The sequence below is a fragment of the Bacillus pumilus genome, from assembly GCF_009937765.1.
GTDB lineage: Bacteria > Bacillota > Bacilli > Bacillales > Bacillaceae > Bacillus > Bacillus pumilus_O.
The window spans coordinates 473,442-494,649 of sequence record NZ_CP047089.1 but is presented as its reverse complement, the minus strand read 5'-3'; the positions used below and the strand labels follow the sequence as shown (position 1 = coordinate 494,649).

Genomic DNA, 21,208 nt, shown 5'->3' with positions numbered 1-21,208 from the left:
ATCCCCCATTAAAGCAAATTAACAACTAAGGACTCGATTTTACTATTAATAACTCGAATATCGTAATTTTCTACAGGGAAAGCCTTTCTAGAAGCTTGATTTTCAGTGGCTTGATTACTGACAATATAATTTACTGCCGTTTCTTTGTCTTTAAAAATATAATTACTTGGATAAATTGTTTCAGAGCCTCTCCAATGTAAAACAACTGGGATACTACCAGTTGCCATCCCTTCCATGGGAGCAAGGTGAAAACTTTCAAAGTCACTGGTTGATAATACATATCCAATTTTACGGAACCATTCACCCATATCATCTCCGTGCTTTTCAAAAATAACATTTTTACCCCAAGGGGCTTGCTCTATTCTATCAAATAAATTTTCAAAATACTCCATTTCTTCTGGACGATTTTTCATCCACGGCAGATCGCTAGGAAGTTTACTTTTTACGTAAAGTTTGTAACGCTCATCTATACTCCAAAGGATTTCTAATATATCTATTGCCTTATCCAATCTTTTACGAGAAGGAAGTACTCCGCAAACACCTAAGTTGTAATTGAGTTCTTTAAGGTTCTCTTTCGGTTGATTTAATACCTCCGTGTCAATCATGTTATAAATCATAGTCATCTTGTTCCTTGGAATCTTACAAGCTCTTGAGAACTCCTCAAAGATATATGGTGAGATTGCTATAAAACGATCAATGTTTTCAATATTAAATTGACTAGGATAATCTGTTTCTCGCTCTTGCAAATGCATTCTAACGACTAGTTTCTGACCTTCTCTTTTATTTTGAGAGTACCAAACAGCATTTCCTAATCCCCACTCACAAAAAACGATGTCTGCCCAATCTCTTAATCTTTTAGACCTTTCAGAATCATGAATATTATGACCCTTCCACTGATCAATTTCTACATCGTAAGAGGAATGATTTTCAAAGTGATCTATTGTATGCTTTAAAAATTTCAAGTCATGACCTGCAAATACAATTTTGGTTTTCCCCTTATAAAAGCTCCAAACCAGAGGTTTTAATTCTTCATACACTTCCTTAAAAGTATATTTTTCACATGCTTCATAAACTGCTTTTGCACTCTTTTTATAAAGTTTACGATTATATAAGAGCTCAATTGTTGCTTCAACAAAATCTCCTAGGGTATCCACAAACATTGGATAATCTTCTCCCAATATCTCTTCATGAAGCTTTGTTCTTCTAAGTAGAATTGGCTTCCCCATTCTTCCATATTCCAATAACTTAGTAGACAACTCAACACTTTGATCATTATCGATCAAGCTGCTTCTCCATGCAATCCCTATATCGGATTGTTCGAGTAAATCTTGAACCTCACTCCTTGAAATTGCCCCTCTCCAGTTGACCCCATTTTCGTTTTCCAGTCTGGTTATAATTTCATCTCTTCTGTCTCTAAGAGCACCTTGAAATTTGTCTCCAGCTATATATAAATTAATGGTAGAATCTAACTTTTTGATTTCTGAGAATGCATCAAGGATTTCTTCTGTATACCAATCTTCGGCAAATTTACCTGCATAAATTAATGAATTATTTTCATTTTTAAAAGAAGGGGTACCTTTATAATTAGGAATCATAGGTGAAAGGAGTTTGAATTTCTCACCATCGACATTCAGTATGGATTTTAGAGTTTCTTTCATACTGTTCGTTTGAACAAACATATATGGAAATACATCATAGAAACCTTTTAATTGAGAAATTTCCGCATGGCTAATCAACTCTCGATCATGATTAAAATCTGTCACATAAGGTATCATCTTTTGGGTTAGGCTGCTTTGAGCAAGCTCATTTACAATGTTTTTCCCTCTCGCAACTATCAAATCATAATGATTGATGGAATCCATTTCTTCAATAACTTCTCTTGCCTCTACTACATTCATTCTCTTTCGAGACTCAAATGTTCTATCAGAGAATACTTTGAACGTATCAATCAAATTGACTGTAGACAGACCCTCTAGTGCTTGTATAAGTTGTTTTTTTATAATAGGAGCCTTAAGAATGACATCTACCTTTATATTTACATCTGCACTAAATACATTTGCCAAGGATGTTAGCCAAACAGCTGAACCATCCATTATGTTCAAGTCTACATCACCATATATAAGAACCTTTAATTTCCTCATGCTTACCACCTAAATTTCTATAGTATTCTCAATTTTTTCAGTTGAATTTGAAGAGGGACTTTTTACAAAGTTGAACTTATCAGAACTGAAAAGCCTATACCCCTGCTTGAAGTACGAGTACAAAGAGATATTGTTTTCAAAATCCGAAATAATTTTCACTAGTTCTACTCCTTTAAAGACTTGTCTATGAAGTAAAGAGTTATGGATATTCAAGTCGCTGACATACACATACTCTGCGCCCTGCCCGACTTCATGAATTTCGCCTTCATCACCAACAAAATGATTTGCTTTCCCTATGATTTCAGCCTGACTATATTCTGTGGCAATCAATAAATCTAGCAAATAATGTTCCCCATAAAAATGACTAGGTGAGAAATATGAGACATAGTCTGAATCGACAAGGTTCTCCATTCGATCGTAATGATCCATATATGAGAGAACATAAGCATTGATGTAACCATTATTAAATTGATTTAAGATATCAATATATCCATCGAATTTATCTAATAGCAAGAAAAGTTTTTTATTCTCACAAGATTGTTTCCTGAAAAGATTCATCACTTTAAATGCTTCTTCCTTTGAGCGTACAACTGAAATAACTGCAACAGTCTTCTCTTCTTTTTTTACACCATATCCAAATTTACCTAACATATAAGTGAGCCTATGTTTGTAGGTATGATTTAAGTGTACTTCCCTAATCCCTTCCATTGATTTACTTCTATAGAAGGTTTCGTCTTTAAACACTGATTTCAAATGTTGTCTTAATGTCTCCTCATCTTCTGATATCATGACAATATCTTTAAAGATTCTTTTAATACCTTCAGAATAACTGCTTAATATAGGAGTCCCACTAGCTAACCCCTCGAATACTCTCCTTGAAAACATAGTCGGTGAATTTTTGACACTATTGACATTTAACATTACCCTGTAGCCTTTGTTAGCTTTAGCTATTTCATCATATTTCAAGCTCCCTTTAATACTTTGTTGAAACCTTTTAGGGAAACTAAAATCTTCTTCTTTTTTTTGATTTAAGGTATAGTTTCGATCATAGATGTCCAAACCGAATTCAGCAGCAATATCCAAAACTTGTTCCATGTCTCTCTTTCTATCTTCGTGCCTGTTTGCATAATAAGAACCAGCAAAACAAACCTTATCTATTCTATTCTCCTTTAATTGTATAGGATTATGCAGTCTAGGCTCTGCTGAGAAAGGTAAAGCATACGCGGCAGGCCTTCCAAGAATTTTTACGTATTCACTCACCATATTTTGATCAGTTGTAAATACATAATCAAAAAGTTTTGCTGTATGGATGAATTTTGCAAAGTGAATTGGGTCCTCCTTGTTCCAAAACGCAGTTGGGATCCCCTTTCTCTTACACCACTCAACTAGAGCAATAAGTTCGCTTTGATCTTGATTATTATATTTTCCAATCATATACTCCCATGAACCGAAATTACCTTTCCATGCAGATTCAACGATGAGTACATCTGGCGGGGTTTGTGTCAATACGTCTTTCCAATTATCTTTAGTAAAGGGAATGAGCGTCACTTGTTCTTTAAAACAAGTCATGCTGAATTCATCAAAAATACATGCCACCTTATATTCTTTAAGAGGTTTTGAAACATGGCGAGGAGTACGATGTTGGGATAAGTTCATTCTCGAAATAGAAGAGGCATCAAAATCAAGGTTTCTAGTAATTCTCATGCTTTCAACAACTATAAAACCTTCTCCCGAAATTTTTAAAGCGATCCTCAGATTTCTTGAGTTTTTTGAGGTGATAAATTCTTTCATTTGATTAGGTTTCACTACTTCAGTAGCTAGTTTCTTACTTTCATCGTATTCAATTACAATTAAATAAACACTGATATCTCCATATGTCTTGACCCTGAAATCAACACTGATTCTTTCCTCTGGATATATCCGTATTTCTTGTTGAGGAAGTATCTTGAAACTATTATTCTGCTCTTTAAATGAAAGATAAGTCTTCTCTTTTTTATTTGTTGCAATGATAAATTTTTCACCTTGATTAAATGTTTGAGCAGCAGAATCATTATTAGTGAACCAGAGACTCGCATTAACTAGCTCTTCAACTTCAACAACTTCTGGCTTCAGCTCTCTTTTCAACTGTGTTTCGAAGCTTTCGAGCTCCTTCTGTAGTTCTAATAATTTCATTTCCTTTTATACCCCTCTTCTCAACCGTTTACGTAAATTCCAATACTTTAACGTCAATTTACCTAATGTTGAATTTTGCAAAGCAGAGAGTTTGCGTTCGGTAACTTCTAATTGCTTTTCTACCCTTCGTAACTTAGAGAGTAACTGGTCTTTTTCTTTACCCTTAACAGCTGTTTTGTCAAGGGACAAAGCTTCATTGTTTATTTCTTTCATGACAGAGATATATTGAAGCATCCTTTTCTTCAAACTAACTAACTCTCTTTCTAATTCGACACTTTTTGCTCTGTAGTCAATTTCATTTTTCAAGCAGTTTCTCCTCCTAATGATTCGTAGATGCGAGTGAAGTTTTCCTTTTCATTTTCCCAGTTGTACTGATTGCTTGCTTCAATAGCATTTGTACTAAGTTCGGCAGTTTTTTCAGGATGCTCAATCATATAGTTTACAGCCTTAGCAATTTCCTCATGATCATGAGAATCAATACACAATCCCACGTTGTTACCTTCAACTACTTTTTTTATCTCTGGAAAATTACAAGCAACTACTGGTACCCCGCTCATTAGATACTCAAATAATTTATTTGAAGAAGCTGAATAATGATTAAAACAGACATTATTAAGAACTTGAAAACCTAAATATGCATTCTTTGTATATTTAGGGAGTTCTGCTAATGGGACCTTTGGAAGGAACTTAACTTTATGAGAAAGATCCATTTCTTCAGTTAATTGAATAAGTTTATTTTTAATACGCCCATCTCCAATAAAAACCAAAGTTCCTTCAGTAAAATATGGAGCAGCTTTCACTAAGTTTTCTAAACCTCTGCCGGTTTGAATTCCTCCTTGATACAACAATATTTTTTCTTTCGCTGAGATTCCTAAGATTTTGTGTAAATTAACTTGACCTATTGATTTATTTTGAATAAATGGATAGTTGTGAACTACCTGTGGGTAAAACCCATAAAGCTTTTTATTATATTCTGCTCTTGTATGATTTTCTACAATCATTTGATCAACAAATCTTAAAAGAAAACTTTCCATCACTCCGTAGAACTTACTATCATATCCTGTTCGACTAGTTTGAACTTCATGTGAGTCATAGATTAGCTTTTTCTTATTAAGTCTAAACTTAGAGCATATAACTCCTTGCAGTAATGTATTTAAATCATTAGAATGATAAAAATCATATTTTTTATTAAAACCCTTCAATATCATTCTGCATAAAATACTTCCTCGAATAATTAAAGTTTTAATTTTAGTTTTCAATAAAATTATTAGGAAAATTGTAAATATAATTGTAGATAACGGTTGATAATATACGCTCAAAATCCAAACTAAAAAAAGCAAAAACAAAAGATATTTCTTACTTTTCAACAATTTAAATACGTTATGAAATAATACTATCCATTTTGGAAATCTCTTCACCCGATAAACATGAAACCTTTCATTCATTTCTTCATGTCTCTTTAAATCTTTAAGTGACGGGTCATGTATACAAATCAAGTCTACGTTGTATCCTTTTTCTGACAAAGCTGTACATTCTCTCATTACTCTAGCGTCATTTGTAAAGTGGTTCCAAACAAACATACATATATTTTTTTTCATGACTAATTAACCTTTTTTATTATTTTTTTTATCAATTCATCTAATATCAGTATATTATTATCCCACAAAAAATTTTTTTCAATAAACGTGCGACAATTATTTTTCATTGCTTCAACTAGTTTAGGATTTTTATATAAATGAAGAATATGAGAAACCATTTCATTACTAGTTTTCGTACTTGCGATTAAACCAACTTTTTCTCGTTCAATTAACTCCTTTGAATAGCCCGAGACTGATGCGACTACAGGTAATTTACAAGTTAAATAGTCTATAATACGCCCAGGAAGAACTGTCTCAAAGATTACCGAGTGATTAAGAGTTGCTATACCGACATCACATTGTGCCATTATTTCCAGACATTCTTTTCTTGACACTGGTATAATGAATTCAACATGTTGAAAGTTTTTTTCAGCAATAGATTTCTCAAGTTTTTGTTTATTAACCCCATAACCGATAATTATCACTTTAATATTATGATCTTTAAGTTTCCCTACAATATTCTCAAAGACGCTTATATCTTGGGCTAACCCTAGATTACCAGCAAAAACAACCGTAAATTGTTCTGTTGTTTTCTTATCATTTTTAGGTAACTCTTCTTTTCTTGCTGAGTTTGGAATGAATGTTATTTTTTCTTTTTGATCCACCAGATATTTTTGGAATCCTTTGCTATTTATTACAATATGATCAGATTTTTTATATATATATTTTTCAACTTTTTTAAAAAACCAAATAATTAAAGAATGTTTGAAAATACCTACGCCTTTTAATGAATCTGGCCATAAATCTCTAATATCTAAAATCATTTTCGCCTTATATTTGTGTTTTGCAATTACTCCAGAAAGTGCAACAAATATCGGAGGCGTTGTAACATAAATTAGATCATATTTATTTTTATCTCTAAAAATAAATATGATCATTCTCGACATAATTTCTAGATAATAGATAAGTCTATTTAAAAAGCTAAACGAATATTTCTTATTTTTCACTGCAACTCTTATAATTCTTTTATCTTCATTATTTAATTCTTCCTCATCCCAAAATTTATCATTATGATAGAAGTTCTTTTCAGGATAACTTGGGTGAGTTGTTAAGACCCTTACATCATAACCTTTTCTCTGTAGCATTAAATAAATATTTTTAAGCCTATTACCCGCACTACCAATTTCAGGGTAAAAATTTTGAGTGATAAGCAAAATTCTTTTGGACAAAATGATCCCCTTCACTTTCAATTGACGAACAATTTTAGAAACAGATTCATATTTTAACAAAATCTCTACTATATATACAATTATAGGTTTTCACATGTGTAAAAACAACAATTTTTTCAATACTTGTACCTAAATATTCTATCCTGTTGCAAATAAAAGTGGACAAAAATAATTCTTTTTTCTCGTAAACTTCGAACAACTATTTTAAAAAATAGGTTTAGTGTCTACTCGAAAAAAGCATAAATCAGTCAAAATACACAAAAAGTGTGTATTAAGTGATTTATGCATGCAATATCATATTTAATATTTAAAAACAGTCTTCACCACACGTTGCGAAGACTCCCCGCTCTCTAAGTAACAGAATTTCTCATAAAACGGTGCGAATGAAGCTGGCAAAGTAAAGATCGGCTGTTCTGTTTCTCTTACCCAGTCAATGACGCTGGCTGTTTCTTTCACAAGAGGTCCAGGTGCTTCTTGTTCAAAGTCGAAGTAGAAGCCTCTCAGCTTGTCACGATATGTTTCGATGTCTGGCACATAGAATAGCATCGGACGTTTGAGGTTTGCATAATCAAAGAACACAGATGAGTAATCTGTGATGAGCAGATCAGAAATCATATAAAGGTCTCTAATGTCTTCGTAATGAGAGAAGTCATAGGCAAAGCCTTCATATGGTCCTAAATCAAAGTTTTCAGCAACTAAATAGTGCATGCGCAGAATAATGATATATTCATCTCCAAGTGCAGCTCTCATCTCATGCAAATCAAGATCTAAATCAAATTTGTACTGCCCTTTTTTATAAAATTGATCGTCTCTCCATGTCGGAGCATATAAGATCAATTTTTTATCAAGTGGCAGGTTCATCTTTTGTTTGAGTGCTCTCATCGTTTCTTCATTGTTTTGATTATGAAGGAAGTCATTTCTCGGATATCCTGACTCAATCATGGTCTTTTGAAATTGGAAGGCACGTGTAAAGATTTCAGTCGAGTAAGCGTTGGGAGATATGAGGTAGTCCCAATTCGATGCTTCTTTCGTGAAATTCTTTTTGTATTTCTTCGTGTTTGTTCCAGGCATATGCACCTCGTCCATATCCATCGCCAGTCGTTTTAACGGTGTACCGTGCCATGTCTGCAAGTATGTTGTATGCTCTGGTTTTGGAACCCATAGAGGTAAACGGCTGTTGACGACCCAATATTCGGCTCTTGCCATTGCAAAAATCCATTTCAATGACAGACGATTGATATAGTAGATGCCCTTTTCCTTAAACGGTGCTTCATGCCCTTTTTTCACGCTCCAGATCAACGTATATTCTGGATGATTTTCTTTCATATACTCATAGATCCCACGCGGGTTACAACTAAATTGTTTTCCATTAAAACTTTCAAAAACAACAGTTTTCTTTTTCACAGACAGCTTGCTCGCAAGCTGAAAGGTCGTTTTGAAGGTACTTGTCACAAGACGGTTACGGACTTTCTTTATTTTACCGATTTGCTTTTTGAACTTCTTCCACTTGCTTTTGACGTAGTACTTCACACGAGTCTTCATTGTATAATCATTGATTCGAATGCCTAGCGTTTGTCGTCTCTTTTTCTTTCGATACACCTCATATCGAATTGGGACATTATTCTGCTTTTGTATTTGGACGAGTCCCTTTAGTTGAATAGATCGATCTCCAAACACAAGAGATGGTGTTGTTAAAGTCTCTTCTGTTCCATTAACTTCACATATAAATTCTAAATACATTCTATAGATATATCTCTTATCTGTAGAATAAGTTAATCCTCCTAAAGGAACTTCAACGTTGAATGGATATATTTCCGGGATCTCCCCATCCGTTCTATAACCATCCACATCACTTTTTCGCTGATAGTTTACGGGGAACCGATGCTCCACTTCGCCCCTTTTAAACAGAATTTGAATGTTTTTGATTCGATAAGAGTGCTCAGCACTTATGACACCACAATATCCACTTATAGTAAGGAGATTGGTCTCATTAAGTGATATCTGATTCGTTTTCTTGACCTTCATTTCTCTCTTGATCTTAATAGAAGCATTACCTTTATCCGTACGATATGGTACAGCAAGGAGCATTGCACTTTTATTTTCTATGAAACAGAGTTCAGGCATCTCCACATCTAGCCTTAGACGACACTTATAATACTGGTTGTTTTCACTTGTGAATTGGTCTTCTTCCTCCTCCAATTCAACCTCTTCGTCATCACCCTCAGAATCATATGAAGAGTCTTCGGTTTCATCTTCATTCTCACTACTATCAGTCAGCATCTCAGAAAAATCCGTCACATATAAGTTGTACGTTTGCCCTTGTTCCATTTTATTCGAGAAAGAATCTTCATGAAGCTCTATTTGAAATTGATTTTCCACTAGATGTTTAAGAGGAAGGTATACTTCCTGCTTTGAGACCCTTTCTCTCATGAGTAAATAAAATAATCGACCTTCTAATGGCCTATCATCATCTATCCTCAACAAAATTTCTATTTTTTGATCGTGGTTCTTTAAACACTCAACGATACTTTTCTTCTGAACGGCTTCTTCAATCATTAATCATTTATCTCCTCTGTTCATAGAAATCTAAAGTTTATTGTCGTACTTATAACACGATATATGATAATTAAAAGTTTCTATTCATTATTTATTCACCTTCCAAGAATAATTCCCTTTAATTGTCTTATAAGAAACACCGTCAACTTTTGATACATCTTTTTCATTGAGCAGATGCTCGGCAATTGGTAAACGCTTAATGTTTTCATTGTATTCTGCGTCTCTCATTCTAATATAGAAATCAACATATTTCGTTTTGTTCCGTTTCAATGCAGCTTGTATGGATGCATGTCCAATTGGAAAGGAGACCTTTAAATTTTCGATTTTTTTAGAGAATAACTCGGCATGGTTATGCCGATCATAACCGACAAGTTCTAATATAACCTTTTTTCGTTTTTCAATAGCACCTTCTATGTGCAAATCCAAGGAAAGAATATGATGTTCAACATCAATTCCCACTAATTTAAAATGAATAGACTTCATCATTTTTTGAATTTGGTCTCTTTTTTCTCGCACTTCTATCATTTTATGAAGTGCCGTTGTCCAGTTTTCATAATAGTTGGGAATTGAATATACCTCTGCAGTCTCCTGACAATTTTCTGAAAAAATCTGATACTGTTCATCATTTTTCAACAATTCAATGATTTTGTTAGCTAACTGTTTCACTTCATACTGCTCAACAACAAATCCATTAAACTGATTTTTCACAAGCGTGCTAGCACCATAATCGTAATTATAGGTAATCACAGGGCAATTGTTAACGATTGATTCCATGATTGACAATGGGCAGCCTTCAAAAATAGAGGTAGAAAGGGACATTCTAGCTGTTCTAAATTCAGCATCAGGATTTTGAGTGAATCCTTTCAAGAAGACATTATTCCCCAAGTCTAATCTTTTAATTTCTTGTTTTAGTTGCTTTTCTTGAGGTCCTGAACCAAAGATTTCAAGCCTTGCATTCGGTACTTCCTTTATCACAAATTCAAACGAACGTATGGCATCTATGACATTTTTTATTTTGGTCAATCTCGCCATCATCAGTACCTTATTCGGATCAGCAGTATAGTGATCTTGTACTTGATGCGACGAACGATCTAATGTATGTGGTGTTAAAAAGAATATATTTTGATGACCAAATTGTTTCACTACGTCTGTTTTTTGCTCTTCAGTGATAAAAAAGACGGCATCTACTTTTTGTTTTCTTACTTGAGTAAATAATTCATTATAATCAGAACGTAATTCCGTCTTTTCTCTTTCATAGTGTTTACTGTGAATGATTGCTGAGAAATAAGATGAACTCCTTTTTTTCAATTGGAACACATACTTATCCTGCTTCCGGCTATCAACTAAAAAGAGCTTTTTCCGATCATTTTTATACTGAATAGTTGTAAGCCACTCTTGTCTTAATTCTTTTTCATTTTTAAAGGTTTTTATCCCTTCTTCGGAATACCAAATGATGTCTCTCAATTTACTTTTAGCTTCTTCTTTAAGATCAGCATATCCTTTTTTCATATAAATATGAGTGTTTTCATAAATGAATAGTTCTCGATAGACTTTGCCCGTTTCCTGAGAGAAATAGGAAACTTTATGCAACTGCCCTTGGGAGTTATATTCCTCTCGCTTCTCCAATTGCTGATTTGGATGAAAATAATCAACTATCTCAATTTGATTTGATTTTTCATTTCTAATCATACGAACCGATGGATCTTCATGATCAAATGACCCTTTATTGTTGCCAGCGTGATAAGTTGGCTGATACTGTTCCTTTGGTGAACAATTTGGAATAAGGAAATCTTCATACATATTTTGGATTTTCGTCACGTTAGGATCGACTATTTGCTTGTCAAAGATCCCTTTCACTTTCTGAGAAAATTCTTGATCATATGAAAAGGTTAAAAAATGGGTTGAAATATTCTTTAATCCAAATAAGTTCGCACGTAGTAATAACGACTTCGTCATACCACCATATTTTTCTTTAATTCTTCCAGTAATAAAGTAATACTCCATATCAGGAATTTGCAATTGTTGTTGCGGCTGACTTTGATTATCTTCATGTGTCTTTTTTCTAAGCTTGTTAAACCATGTTTGGATCAAAACACTCAACCTTTCATTGTTGTCCAATTATTCCGTCGATATTTAAATAAATTTTTAACCGATATGTTAACATAAAAAAGCACTTCTCACCAAAAGATAAGAAGCACTATCTTAAATAATTAAAGTCCTGCAATTTCTTCCTTAATTTGTGTTGTCGAGATACCTTCTGTTCTTTTCAAGTACACGACTTCGCAATGCTCTTTCAAGAAATCGAATTTACCTTCCCAGTCATCTCCCATGACAAACACATCAATATCGTGCTCTTGCACGTCACGGACTTTTTGATCCCAGCTGTTTTCTGGAATGACTTCGTCTACATAACGAATCGTTTCAAGAATGAGCTTTCGATGCTCGTAGCTATGATAAGCCTTTTTTGATTTCTGTAAGTTAAACTCATCTGTCGAAATGGCCACCACTAAGTAATCTCCAAGCTGCTTTGCACGTTCAAGCAGCTTAATGTGCCCCCAGTGTAATAAATCAAATGTACCGTAAGTAATAACTTTCTTCATTGCAAACATAAACTCCTTTCTTCGTTCCTTATTTGACTGCTTTCATGCAGTAATGTTTATCCGTAATCCTATAATCATCGATCATTTTTTCGCTCTTCGGAACCTCATTATATCACAATGCCTATGAAAGGTTAAGAAAATGTAAAGACAAACTATTTCCAATTTATTGGGTGCAGAAGCGAAAGTCCGAAGAATCAATGTTTCTCGCAGCAGCCTCATTATGAATTGATGAAAATGTCATGAAATTTAAAGGTTTGTAAAGTTATTGTTAATATTTCATGGAGCATCTGTGATAAAATGATGAGTAGACGAAGAATGAATTTACAATGAACGTTCATAGATACCAAGATAAAAAAGGAGGTCTAAACAATGCAAACAGAAGTGGTCTCTAACCTTTCTTATGTAAACGGCGACCTAGATGAATTTATTAGTTATATGAATCACCATCATATTTCTCAAAGAAGAGGCGCCATGATTGCGACAGTCAATCCAGAGATTGGCTATGCTGTTATGAAGGATGATGCGTATCATCAAGTTGTCTCTTCTGCGGATTATGTTCTGCCGGATGGTGTAGGCGTTGTCTTGATGTCACGTTTGACACAAAGTCCGCTGAAGTCAAGAATTGCTGGCTTTGATGTCTTCATGTCTATGCTTGATCTAGCAAACAAGCAGTCTAAAAGTATCTTTTTATATGGGGCAAAAAAAGAAGTGCTTGAGGCTGTTAAACAGCGAATTGATACGGAATATCCAAATGTGGTCATTGCAGGCAGCTGTGACGGCTATCAAGCCGATAAACGTTTCGTAGCAAAACAAATCGCCCGCTCGAAAGCCGATATGGTATTCGTTGCTTTAGGTTATCCAAATCAGGAGAACTTTATTTATGAATACCGTCATTTATTCCCGCAGGCTGTTTGCATCGGTTTAGGCGGAAGCTTTGATGTATTTAGCGGAACGGTGAAGCGTGCACCACGCTGGATGATTAAAACAAATACAGAATGGCTGTACAGACTTGTTGTGAATCCATGGAGATGGAAACGAATGCTGAATATTCCCAAATACGCTTTTGCCGTATTGAAAGAAAACAAAGGGAAAAAACGTTACTATCCTGAGCAAGTAAAGGATCAGACGAAGCAGCTGTGAGAGACTGACCAATGAGAACTATACGCTCAATGATCATTTCAGGCTATGCAGCTTTCGTTTCTTTCATTGGATGGCTAATGAGCGGCGTGAAACCACGGGAAAACCAGGTGACGCTGCTTGTTTCATTTCAAGAGAATGCAGCTGCTCTTATTGATACTTATCAACAACAGGCGAACATGAAGATGAAGCTCACTGTCCTCTACACGAAGCATGCTTCTGCGATAGAAAAGGACACGTCTCATTTGTCATTTCGCTATTTTCATGAAAAAAATCCTCTCCATCTCATTCAATGTATTTATACAATGTTTAAAAGCAAGGTTGTCGTGACAGATAATTACTTTCTCATGACAAGTGTACTCAGAAAACGTCCTTCTACCACTTGTATTCAAGTATGGCATGCCAATGGGGCGTTGAAAAAATTTGGTCTTGAAGATGCATCAAATTCAGAACGAAGTCCTCGTGACATCAAACGATTCAAACGAGTCTATGCGTCTTTCGATTATATTGTTACAGGCTCAAATCATATGCGCGAGATTTTTAAGTCTTCGTTTGGGGTAAATGATGAACGTTTTTTACCAACTGGTGTACCAATGACGGATTTGTACTATGATCAGCGCCGACATTCATTGAAGCGGAATGATTTTCCTAAAGGGAAAAAGATCCTGCTTTATGCGCCGACCTATCGAGACTTTGCAATGGACGGTCTTATCCTGCCTTTTTCAAAGGAGCAATTGCAAACAGAGCTAAACGGCGATTATATTCTGCTCGTCAAGTTACATCCTGCGGTCAAGCATTTAGCGAAGGCGGAAACAGACGATGAATGGATATTTGATGTATCTGATCAGCCGCTTTATCCATTGCTTCGTGTGTGCGATGTCCTGATCACAGATTACTCGTCGATCGTATTTGAATATGCGCTGCTTGAAAAGCCCGTTTTATTCTTCACCTATGACTTAGACACTTATCGAGAGAAGCGCGGTTTAGTCGATCGGTATGAGGACATCATTCCCGGGAAGGCTTGTGTCACTCAAAACATGCTCTTGAAAGAGCTCCTTCATCTAAAAGAATCAGATCACCAAAGACAAATCAAAACCTTTGCCGAGGAATGGAATCAATATTCAGAGGGAAGGTCCAGTGAACAGCTCTTATCCTTTATTGAACAGCAGCTCTTACACAAAAAACGTCCGGCTTCTCAATAGGAAGCACGGACGTTTTTTTATTTGTTATAGACTGGGATATCGTAATAGAGCGTATAGTTATCAAGTAAGTTATACAAGCTATACATACGAGTGACTTGTTTATATGCCCAGCCAATATCTGTTGCATATTGATGAGTCGCTGCACTAGACCAGCGCATTTTATAAATCGTATCTTGTTTGTATGTGGCGTGATTGATATAGCTGTTGCCAATGAATTTTGCCCCGCCAATAATCGCTGCCTCTGGCGTGAACCATTGCTGTTCATACGCATATTTTGCACCGAGGTAATTTGGATTGCTGTCGTATGCGCCAATGCCATACATGTTATATACTTTCTTTCCATTAAACATCGTCCCATTCGCTAAAATGGAACCTCCGTTACCTGTTTCAAGCAACGCATGAGAAATGAGATAAATTTCGTTGATATGATACGTTTTCGCTGCCGTAATAAAGGCTTGTCCTTTACCTGCTAGAATCCCTTTGCCTGCTAGAATCTTTGAATTGACTTCTGCCGGATTGAGATTCGCAGCTTCAGAGAGTTTTAGAAATTGGAAGTAAGATTGAGTGCCTTCTGCAATGTTAGCTGGGTCTACATATTTTTGCACCTCTGCTGCACTTGCATTTCTCCAGCCAAGGCTGATCTTGATCCAGTTTCCTTCTTTCCCAAGCTGTTTCACTTTTGCTCCTTTATTCAGCTGCGCCACGATGTTGCTAGCAGAGCTCGAATCAGGTGTCGAACGAACATTTAAGCCGTCCGTATTCACAGTTGACGTCGCCGCGTCGACATATGGTGCATATACATAGGCTGCACCATCGGTCTGTGGGGACACCTTCATTTGCTTGTTCACCATCTCGTTGACAGTGAGGTTGTAGTTCGTTTGCATGACCATTGGGCCATTTTTGATTTTTACGGCTGTAGCTGTCCAGCCATATTGACTTTTCACAAAAGCAATCGCCGCATTTACAGTTGGTAATCCTGTGAATTGCTGCGTAATGTTGATTTTGTAGGTTGGTTTCGTTGTTGTCTGATAGACAGCTGGTTCATTCCGTTTTTTGAAAAATGCCAAGCCTTGGTCGCGCAATGTAGCTGTTGAGATGGTACCTGTTTTAATCTGATATTGAGCATAATCAGCTGTCCCTGTTTTTTGAGCAGCTGCTTTCATTTTTTGTTTCGTTAAATAGCTTAGCGCTTGATTGAGTTTTGTCTGATTCACTGTCGGCTCTGTTGTGATTCGGTATTGTTTAACCACTTCTGCCAACGTTTTTGTACTGCTGGCAACGCCATTTTTTTTGATGATCTCTTGAGCCTGCTTGACTTTACTTTGCTCATATACAGGTGTCGTCTTAAGACTATACGTTTTGCTGACAGCTTGGCCCTTACCAGTTGTAATGCTGCTTGTCACCTTCTGCGTTTTTAAATATGCGGCACCTTTATTGATTTTGGCTTGCTCCGCTGATTGATTGACGACAAGTCGATACGTGCTGTCAGATGCTTTACCTGTTTTTTTCGTTGTCGCTGATACCTTTTTCTTTTGGAAGAAAGCTGCTGCTTTTTTCGCTTGATCATCTCCTAATAGGTTTCCAGTCACTACTTGATATGGCTGTGTAGAAGAGATCTTTTGCGATGTGTAGCGCCATTTCTTTTTCTTGAAAAAGGCCACCGTTTTTCCGTATGCTGTATCGTTCAGTTGATTGAGCTTCACGATATAATTTTTTGTTTTTCCCACTCGCTGCACAGTCCCTGTAGCGCCGGTTTGTTTCTTAATCTGGGCCGCTGCGGAGGATGCTTGTTTGCTGTCTTTGAAATAGCCTGATTCCAAGCGATACACATTTTTTAAAGCGCCTGTCTTTTGAATCTTCCCGTTGATCTTTGCTTCTCTTTGAAGCTGGGTAAGAAGTGTCTGTGCTTTTGACTGGTTCACTTGTGCAGCTGATGTGACGATGTAATACGGCTTGCCTGCTGTCACCGTTTGAAGCACTGCTTTTAAACCAGACTCTTTTTGAAAGCCTTGCAGGATCGTATTCGCCTTACTTTGTCCAACGATACCACCTGAAATCAGCTGATACACAGTGCCAGCTTTGTTTTCAGTTTGGTATGTACTCGTGACACCGGCCTGCTTTTGTAATTCGGTTTGAATGTTTTTAACTTTCGTTTCAGAATCAATGGTTCCTGAAATGACCTGATAAGAAGGTCTGCTTTGATTGATGGCCTCATAGGTGCTATTGAGTCCTGATGTTTTCGTTAGCTCGAGTGAGAGCTTTTTCGCCTGAGCTTCATCATTGACGGGGTCAGATACGACCTTTTGTAAAGGGAGCCGGTCACCTACTGGCGACACTGTACCGCTCATGCCCGTCTCTTTTTTTAATGCAGCTGCACTTGCACTCGCTGCTGCTTGTGATTCATATCCTGAGGCAGTGAGCTGATAGGTCGACGTGTTTCCTGAGGTTTGATAAGTGGCTGTCCACTTTTTGTCCTTCTTCAATGTTTCCACTGCTTTTTTCACTTCTGATTCTGTTGTAAATACTTTTGAGGTGTTCATCGTATAAATGGATTGATCGACATAGGAGGCTGCTTGTGCTTCTTTGCCCGTATGTACTGTCATACCAAAGGCAGCTGCGAGTAACATAATCTTGATGGTTTTTTTCACGTTCACTGTCCCTCTCTTAACTTTGCATAATAGTCTACTAATCTCTTTATCGACAGAATCACCTAATTATTTTAACAACAAAAGACTCAATATATTAATATCTATGTATTTCAATTGATATTTTCAACATGTTTTCACTTAAATATCATTTCATCATCTTAAATTTCCATTAAAGATTTAGTATCATATTAAATTCTCTTTGAAGATGTGGTATCATATAGCATCATTTGCATTTTTTATCGAAATTTCAAATTCACTTGTCTGTATATTACAACAGATTCTCGACTTTTTAAAAAGGAATATTAAAAGGAGTCACACTAATGAATAAGAAGATCTTAAAACGGAACAAAAAGATTTTAAAAAGAAAAATAAATTTTTTAAAAGACCCTTTAAGAAATTTTATTAAAGATAAGAGACACCAAAGGAATAACCTATATGCATACTATTATCAACATCTTGAAGTTGTTGATAAAACTGTATTTTATGAATCTAGAGATGGAAAAAGCATGACCGATAGTCCATTAGCCATTTTTGAATATTTGCTTCATCAGCCTAATTTTAAAGACTATACTCACATTTGGGCTATTGAAGACTTTGAAACATTAAAACCAATTTTGAATAAATATAAAGATGACAAAAATGTGATTTTTGTCAAAAGAAACTCTAAAGATTATTTAAAATATCTAGCCACTGCTAAATATTTAATCAATAACTCTACTTTCCAACCATTCTTTATATGTAAAGAAGAGCAAGTCTATATTAATACATGGCATGGTACACCTTTAAAATATATGGGCTTTGATATTCCAGGAAACCCTGCACATTCTCAGAACGTACTGAGAAATTTTTTGAGTTCAGATTATCTAATTAGCCCAAATGAACATACAACAAGCATGTTTTTAAATAGTTATAAGCTAAAACACATTTTCCCGGGGAAAATAGTAGAAGAAGGATACCCAAGAATTGATCTAACGTTGAATTCTGATTCCAATGCTTTCAAAAAAAGTCTTCAATCATTTGGAGTTAGCTTATCTTTAGAGAAAAAAACCATTGTATATGCACCTACATGGAAAGGAACGAATGTCGGTAAGGTTAAAAACAATTTAACCCAAATCACTTCTGACCTGAATTACTTACAAGAAAAATGCGGAAAAGAATACAATATTCTTCTTAAGCTTCATCCATTTCTTTATCATCAAGCAAGTCGTTCAACAGAATTACAAGGTCGGCTAATACCGGATTTTATTGATACAAATGTGCTGTTATGTGCAACTGATTTATTGATCACCGATTATTCAAGTATATTTTTTGATTTTCTAGTTACAAATAAACCCATCCTATTTTATATGTGGGACGCAGATGAATACACAGAAGAACGTGGCATGTATTTTAAGCTTGAAGACCTACCAGGACCTCGTGTATACAACATAAGGGATCTAGCAAAATCAATTAGTGAAATTAAGGAAATAAGTACACAATTTAAAACCCAATATGATCAATTCAAACATGAATTCACAAAGCACGATGATGGTAAAGTGACTGAGAGAGTCGTTAATACTATCTTCAATAAAGTGACTGAAAACATTCGCTGTATCAACACTCATAATAATAAGAAAGAGAAAATATTGATATACCCAGGGGGAATGAAAAATAATGGTATTACTTCCTCTTTTATTAACCTAACTCAAAATATTGACTATGATAAATATGACGTCAGTTGTTATATGAGTACACCGAATTCAAAAGAAGTATTAAATAACATTGCAAAAGTCAATAAAAATGTCAGGTTTATCTTTAAGCCAGGTCTACCTGTATATACTCTGCAAGAAGTTTATAAAGATAAATTAATTCATAATCGTGGAGTTAAGGGGAAATTAGAAAAAAGACTCTACCCAAAAGATGCTTATTCTAGAGAATTCAAGCGACTTTTTGGAAAATCCACCTTTGATCATGTGATTGATTTTAGTGGTTATAGCTTATATTGGGCTAAATATCTCGTTTCTGCCGATGCGAAAACAAAAATATGTTTTATGCACAATGATCTTCTTTCAGATAGCGAAAGAACGATTAATGGGAAGAAACCTCATAGAATCAATCTGAGAGGTTTATTCACTATATATCATAAATTCGATAAGTTAGTGAGTGTTTCTAAAGGTACAATGGATTTAAATAAACAAAATTTATCTCACTATGCAGATGAAAGTAAATTTGATTATGTGATGAACTCAATTAATCCAGATAAAATCTTAGGAACCGATTCACCTATTAGTGAGAAAGACTCAAATAGCCTTATCGTCTCAAATAAAGCATTTAACTCCAGAGCAAGAATTATCAGTAGCAAACATGATAAAATTTTTACGACATTAGTAGAAAATCATCCTTCTACTTTTTCAAGTAAAGAGTTTGAAAACAAAGTAGTGATGGTTACGAGAAAAGCTGTAACAAATCAAAACGAAGTATTATATAAGTTTACTTATGAAGATCATGTTGTGGGATGGTTAAATAAAGAAGCATTTAAGCTTCTTCCTGATAGTATTCTATGTGAAGAAAAAGTTCATAAATTGGCAGTGGTTACTTCTCCTAAACGCAATGATATTTGGACAAAACCCTATAAAACAAAGGGTATTAAAAAAGTGTCTTCTAGCTACCCCTATAAGAATATTATGGTAGAAATAGATAGAGAAGCCAGGACTGAACGCTCCTCCTATAGCAGATTTTATGTTAATAAACAACTAATAGGCTGGATAGACTCGTCTGCTCTAAAAATACTGAAGGAATATGAACTAATTAGTAATCTCTCTGAAGAAAAGCAAGCTTTGATAGAAAAAGAAAAACACACATTACTAAGCGAAAATTACCATGTCCATGAAGAATTTATTCGCTCATTGAATAATAGAACATTTTTAGAGAGAAATTTAAATAAACAAATGAAGATTGTTCATACAGAAAATCACAAAATATGGTCTAAAGCTTATCCAAATTTCGGTTATACTGAAGTCTGCAGCGCTGATTTATATAAAGATTTAATTGTGACTGTAACCAAGAGTCATAAAACGAACACATCTACCTATTATCAATTTTCTTATGATGGACATGTAATTGGATGGTTAAATGTAAAAGCATTTAAACAATTAGACCATCAAACCATTTTAAGTCGTAAAGAAGTGAGTTATTCTGCTTTACTTCATTTAAATGACTATAAAATTTTTAATAAAACAAATGAAAATACTAGATATGAGGTCATAGAAGATTATTATCAGTATAATCAAAAAGAATTTATTGTTACTGAAGAGGTCACAACACCTATATCAACATACTGTACAATAGAACTCGATAACGAAAAAATAGGCTGGGTAGATAAAAAAACATTAGAAATAATTAGGTTTCGTGGTTTCCAGATAGGAAAAGAGTTTGTTCCTTATCCATCAAAACAACACTATAATTTTGTTAATATGGGACGTTTGTCTCCAGAGAAAGGGCAAGATAATTTAATTACTGCTTTTAAACAACATGTCGAAACAAACCCAAATAGCAAACTATATATTCTCGGTGACGGTCCACTAAAGAAAGACCTTCAAATGTTAGTAGACCAATTTGAATTGCAAAACCATGTGTTCTTAGTCGGTCAGGTTGAGAATCCATTTACCGTCCTAAAGATGTGTGACTGTTTTGTTCTATCATCACATTATGAAGGACAGCCAATGGTTCTTTTAGAGGCGATGACACTAGGCATGGATATTTTAGCAACAGATATCATTGCTAATAGAACTGTTTTAGAAGATGGTAAATACGGGGCTCTAGTAGATAATAGTATTGACGGGCTTATACAAGGTCTAAACAACTTTAGCTCTCATACACACCCTGCTTATGCTCCATTTGATTATAAAGAATATAATAAAAAAGCAATGGACACATTCTATAAAGTTCTAAACTAAACTTACTATAT

12 protein-coding genes are annotated in these 21,208 nt (G+C 35.0%); 3 read left to right on the top strand and 9 right to left on the bottom strand.

The genetic code is table 11. From position 1 onward, the window contains the following. Nucleotides 1–8: 8 nt before the first annotated feature. The 8 genes from GPS65_RS02375 to tagD form a co-directional block, all read right to left on the bottom strand. A complete protein-coding gene (locus tag GPS65_RS02375) occupies nt 9–2,141 on the bottom strand; it encodes a glycosyltransferase (RefSeq protein ID WP_119125460.1) in 2,133 nt (710 codons plus the stop codon). A 9-nt stretch (nt 2,142–2,150) separates the two neighbouring features. Then, nucleotides 2,151–4,313, bottom strand: coding sequence for a CgeB family protein (locus GPS65_RS02370; RefSeq protein WP_119125461.1), 2,163 nt, complete (start codon nt 4,311–4,313; stop codon nt 2,151–2,153). 6 nt (nt 4,314–4,319) lie between these two features. Next, on the bottom strand, nt 4,320–4,619 hold the full coding sequence (locus tag GPS65_RS02365; protein ID WP_119125462.1) for a hypothetical protein: 300 nt from the start codon (nt 4,617–4,619) through the stop codon (nt 4,320–4,322). Beyond that, nucleotides 4,616–5,911 carry a glycosyltransferase gene (locus GPS65_RS02360; protein WP_119125463.1) on the bottom strand — a complete coding sequence of 432 codons (1,296 nt, stop codon included), beginning with the start codon at nt 5,909–5,911 and terminating at the stop codon, nt 4,616–4,618. Before GPS65_RS02360 ends, GPS65_RS02365 begins: the two co-directional genes overlap by 4 nt. Nucleotides 5,912–5,913: 2 nt before the next feature. Further along, nucleotides 5,914–7,119: a glycosyltransferase family 4 protein gene (locus tag GPS65_RS02355; RefSeq protein WP_144468300.1), complete on the bottom strand. Its 1,206-nt coding sequence runs from the start codon at nt 7,117–7,119 to the stop codon at nt 5,914–5,916. 300 nt (nt 7,120–7,419) lie between these two features. Then, the gene (locus tag GPS65_RS02350; protein ID WP_119125465.1) at nt 7,420–9,675 is read right to left on the bottom strand and encodes a CDP-glycerol glycerophosphotransferase family protein; all 2,256 of its coding nucleotides are present in this window, start codon (nt 9,673–9,675) and stop codon (nt 7,420–7,422) included. An 87-nt stretch (nt 9,676–9,762) separates the two neighbouring features. Beyond that, the gene (locus GPS65_RS02345; RefSeq protein WP_012011461.1) at nt 9,763–11,793 is read right to left on the bottom strand and encodes a glycosyltransferase; all 2,031 of its coding nucleotides are present in this window, start codon (nt 11,791–11,793) and stop codon (nt 9,763–9,765) included. Nucleotides 11,794–11,885: 92 nt separating this feature from the next. Beyond that, nucleotides 11,886–12,275, bottom strand: coding sequence for a glycerol-3-phosphate cytidylyltransferase (gene tagD / locus GPS65_RS02340; protein ID WP_008343212.1), 390 nt, complete (start codon nt 12,273–12,275; stop codon nt 11,886–11,888). Nucleotides 12,276–12,644: 369 nt separating this feature from the next. On the opposite strand from tagD, the gene GPS65_RS02335 reads away from it, so the two are divergent. Beyond that, nucleotides 12,645–13,415 (top strand): WecB/TagA/CpsF family glycosyltransferase, encoded by a 771-nt coding sequence (locus tag GPS65_RS02335; RefSeq protein WP_012011462.1) that lies wholly within the window; start codon nt 12,645–12,647, stop codon nt 13,413–13,415. 11 nt (nt 13,416–13,426) lie between these two features. Next, nucleotides 13,427–14,614, top strand: coding sequence for a CDP-glycerol glycerophosphotransferase family protein (locus GPS65_RS02330; protein ID WP_161985309.1), 1,188 nt, complete (start codon nt 13,427–13,429; stop codon nt 14,612–14,614). Between the two features lie 17 nt (nt 14,615–14,631). Here the strand turns inward: GPS65_RS02330 and GPS65_RS02325 are convergent, their stop codons facing one another. Continuing rightward, nucleotides 14,632–17,262, bottom strand: coding sequence for a glucosaminidase domain-containing protein (locus GPS65_RS02325; protein WP_088002352.1), 2,631 nt, complete (start codon nt 17,260–17,262; stop codon nt 14,632–14,634). 320 nt (nt 17,263–17,582) lie between these two features. On the opposite strand from GPS65_RS02325, the gene GPS65_RS02320 reads away from it, so the two are divergent. Continuing rightward, nucleotides 17,583–21,197 (top strand): CDP-glycerol glycerophosphotransferase family protein, encoded by a 3,615-nt coding sequence (locus tag GPS65_RS02320; protein ID WP_119125467.1) that lies wholly within the window; start codon nt 17,583–17,585, stop codon nt 21,195–21,197. Nucleotides 21,198–21,208 lie beyond the last annotated feature (11 nt).

Coding starts and splice junctions, on each gene's coding strand:
- GPS65_RS02335 (WP_012011462.1), top strand. CDS start 12,645: ATGCAAACAGAAGTGGTCTCTAACCTTTCTTATGTAAACGGCGACCTA.
- GPS65_RS02330 (WP_161985309.1), top strand. CDS start 13,427: ATGAGAACTATACGCTCAATGATCATTTCAGGCTATGCAGCTTTCGTT.
- GPS65_RS02350 (WP_119125465.1), bottom strand. CDS start 9,675: ATGATTGAAGAAGCCGTTCAGAAGAAAAGTATCGTTGAGTGTTTAAAG.
- GPS65_RS02370 (WP_119125461.1), bottom strand. CDS start 4,313: ATGAAATTATTAGAACTACAGAAGGAGCTCGAAAGCTTCGAAACACAG.
- GPS65_RS02375 (WP_119125460.1), bottom strand. CDS start 2,141: ATGAGGAAATTAAAGGTTCTTATATATGGTGATGTAGACTTGAACATA.
- GPS65_RS02320 (WP_119125467.1), top strand. CDS start 17,583: ATGAATAAGAAGATCTTAAAACGGAACAAAAAGATTTTAAAAAGAAAA.
- tagD (WP_008343212.1), bottom strand. CDS start 12,275: ATGAAGAAAGTTATTACTTACGGTACATTTGATTTATTACACTGGGGG.
- GPS65_RS02360 (WP_119125463.1), bottom strand. CDS start 5,911: ATGAAAAAAAATATATGTATGTTTGTTTGGAACCACTTTACAAATGAC.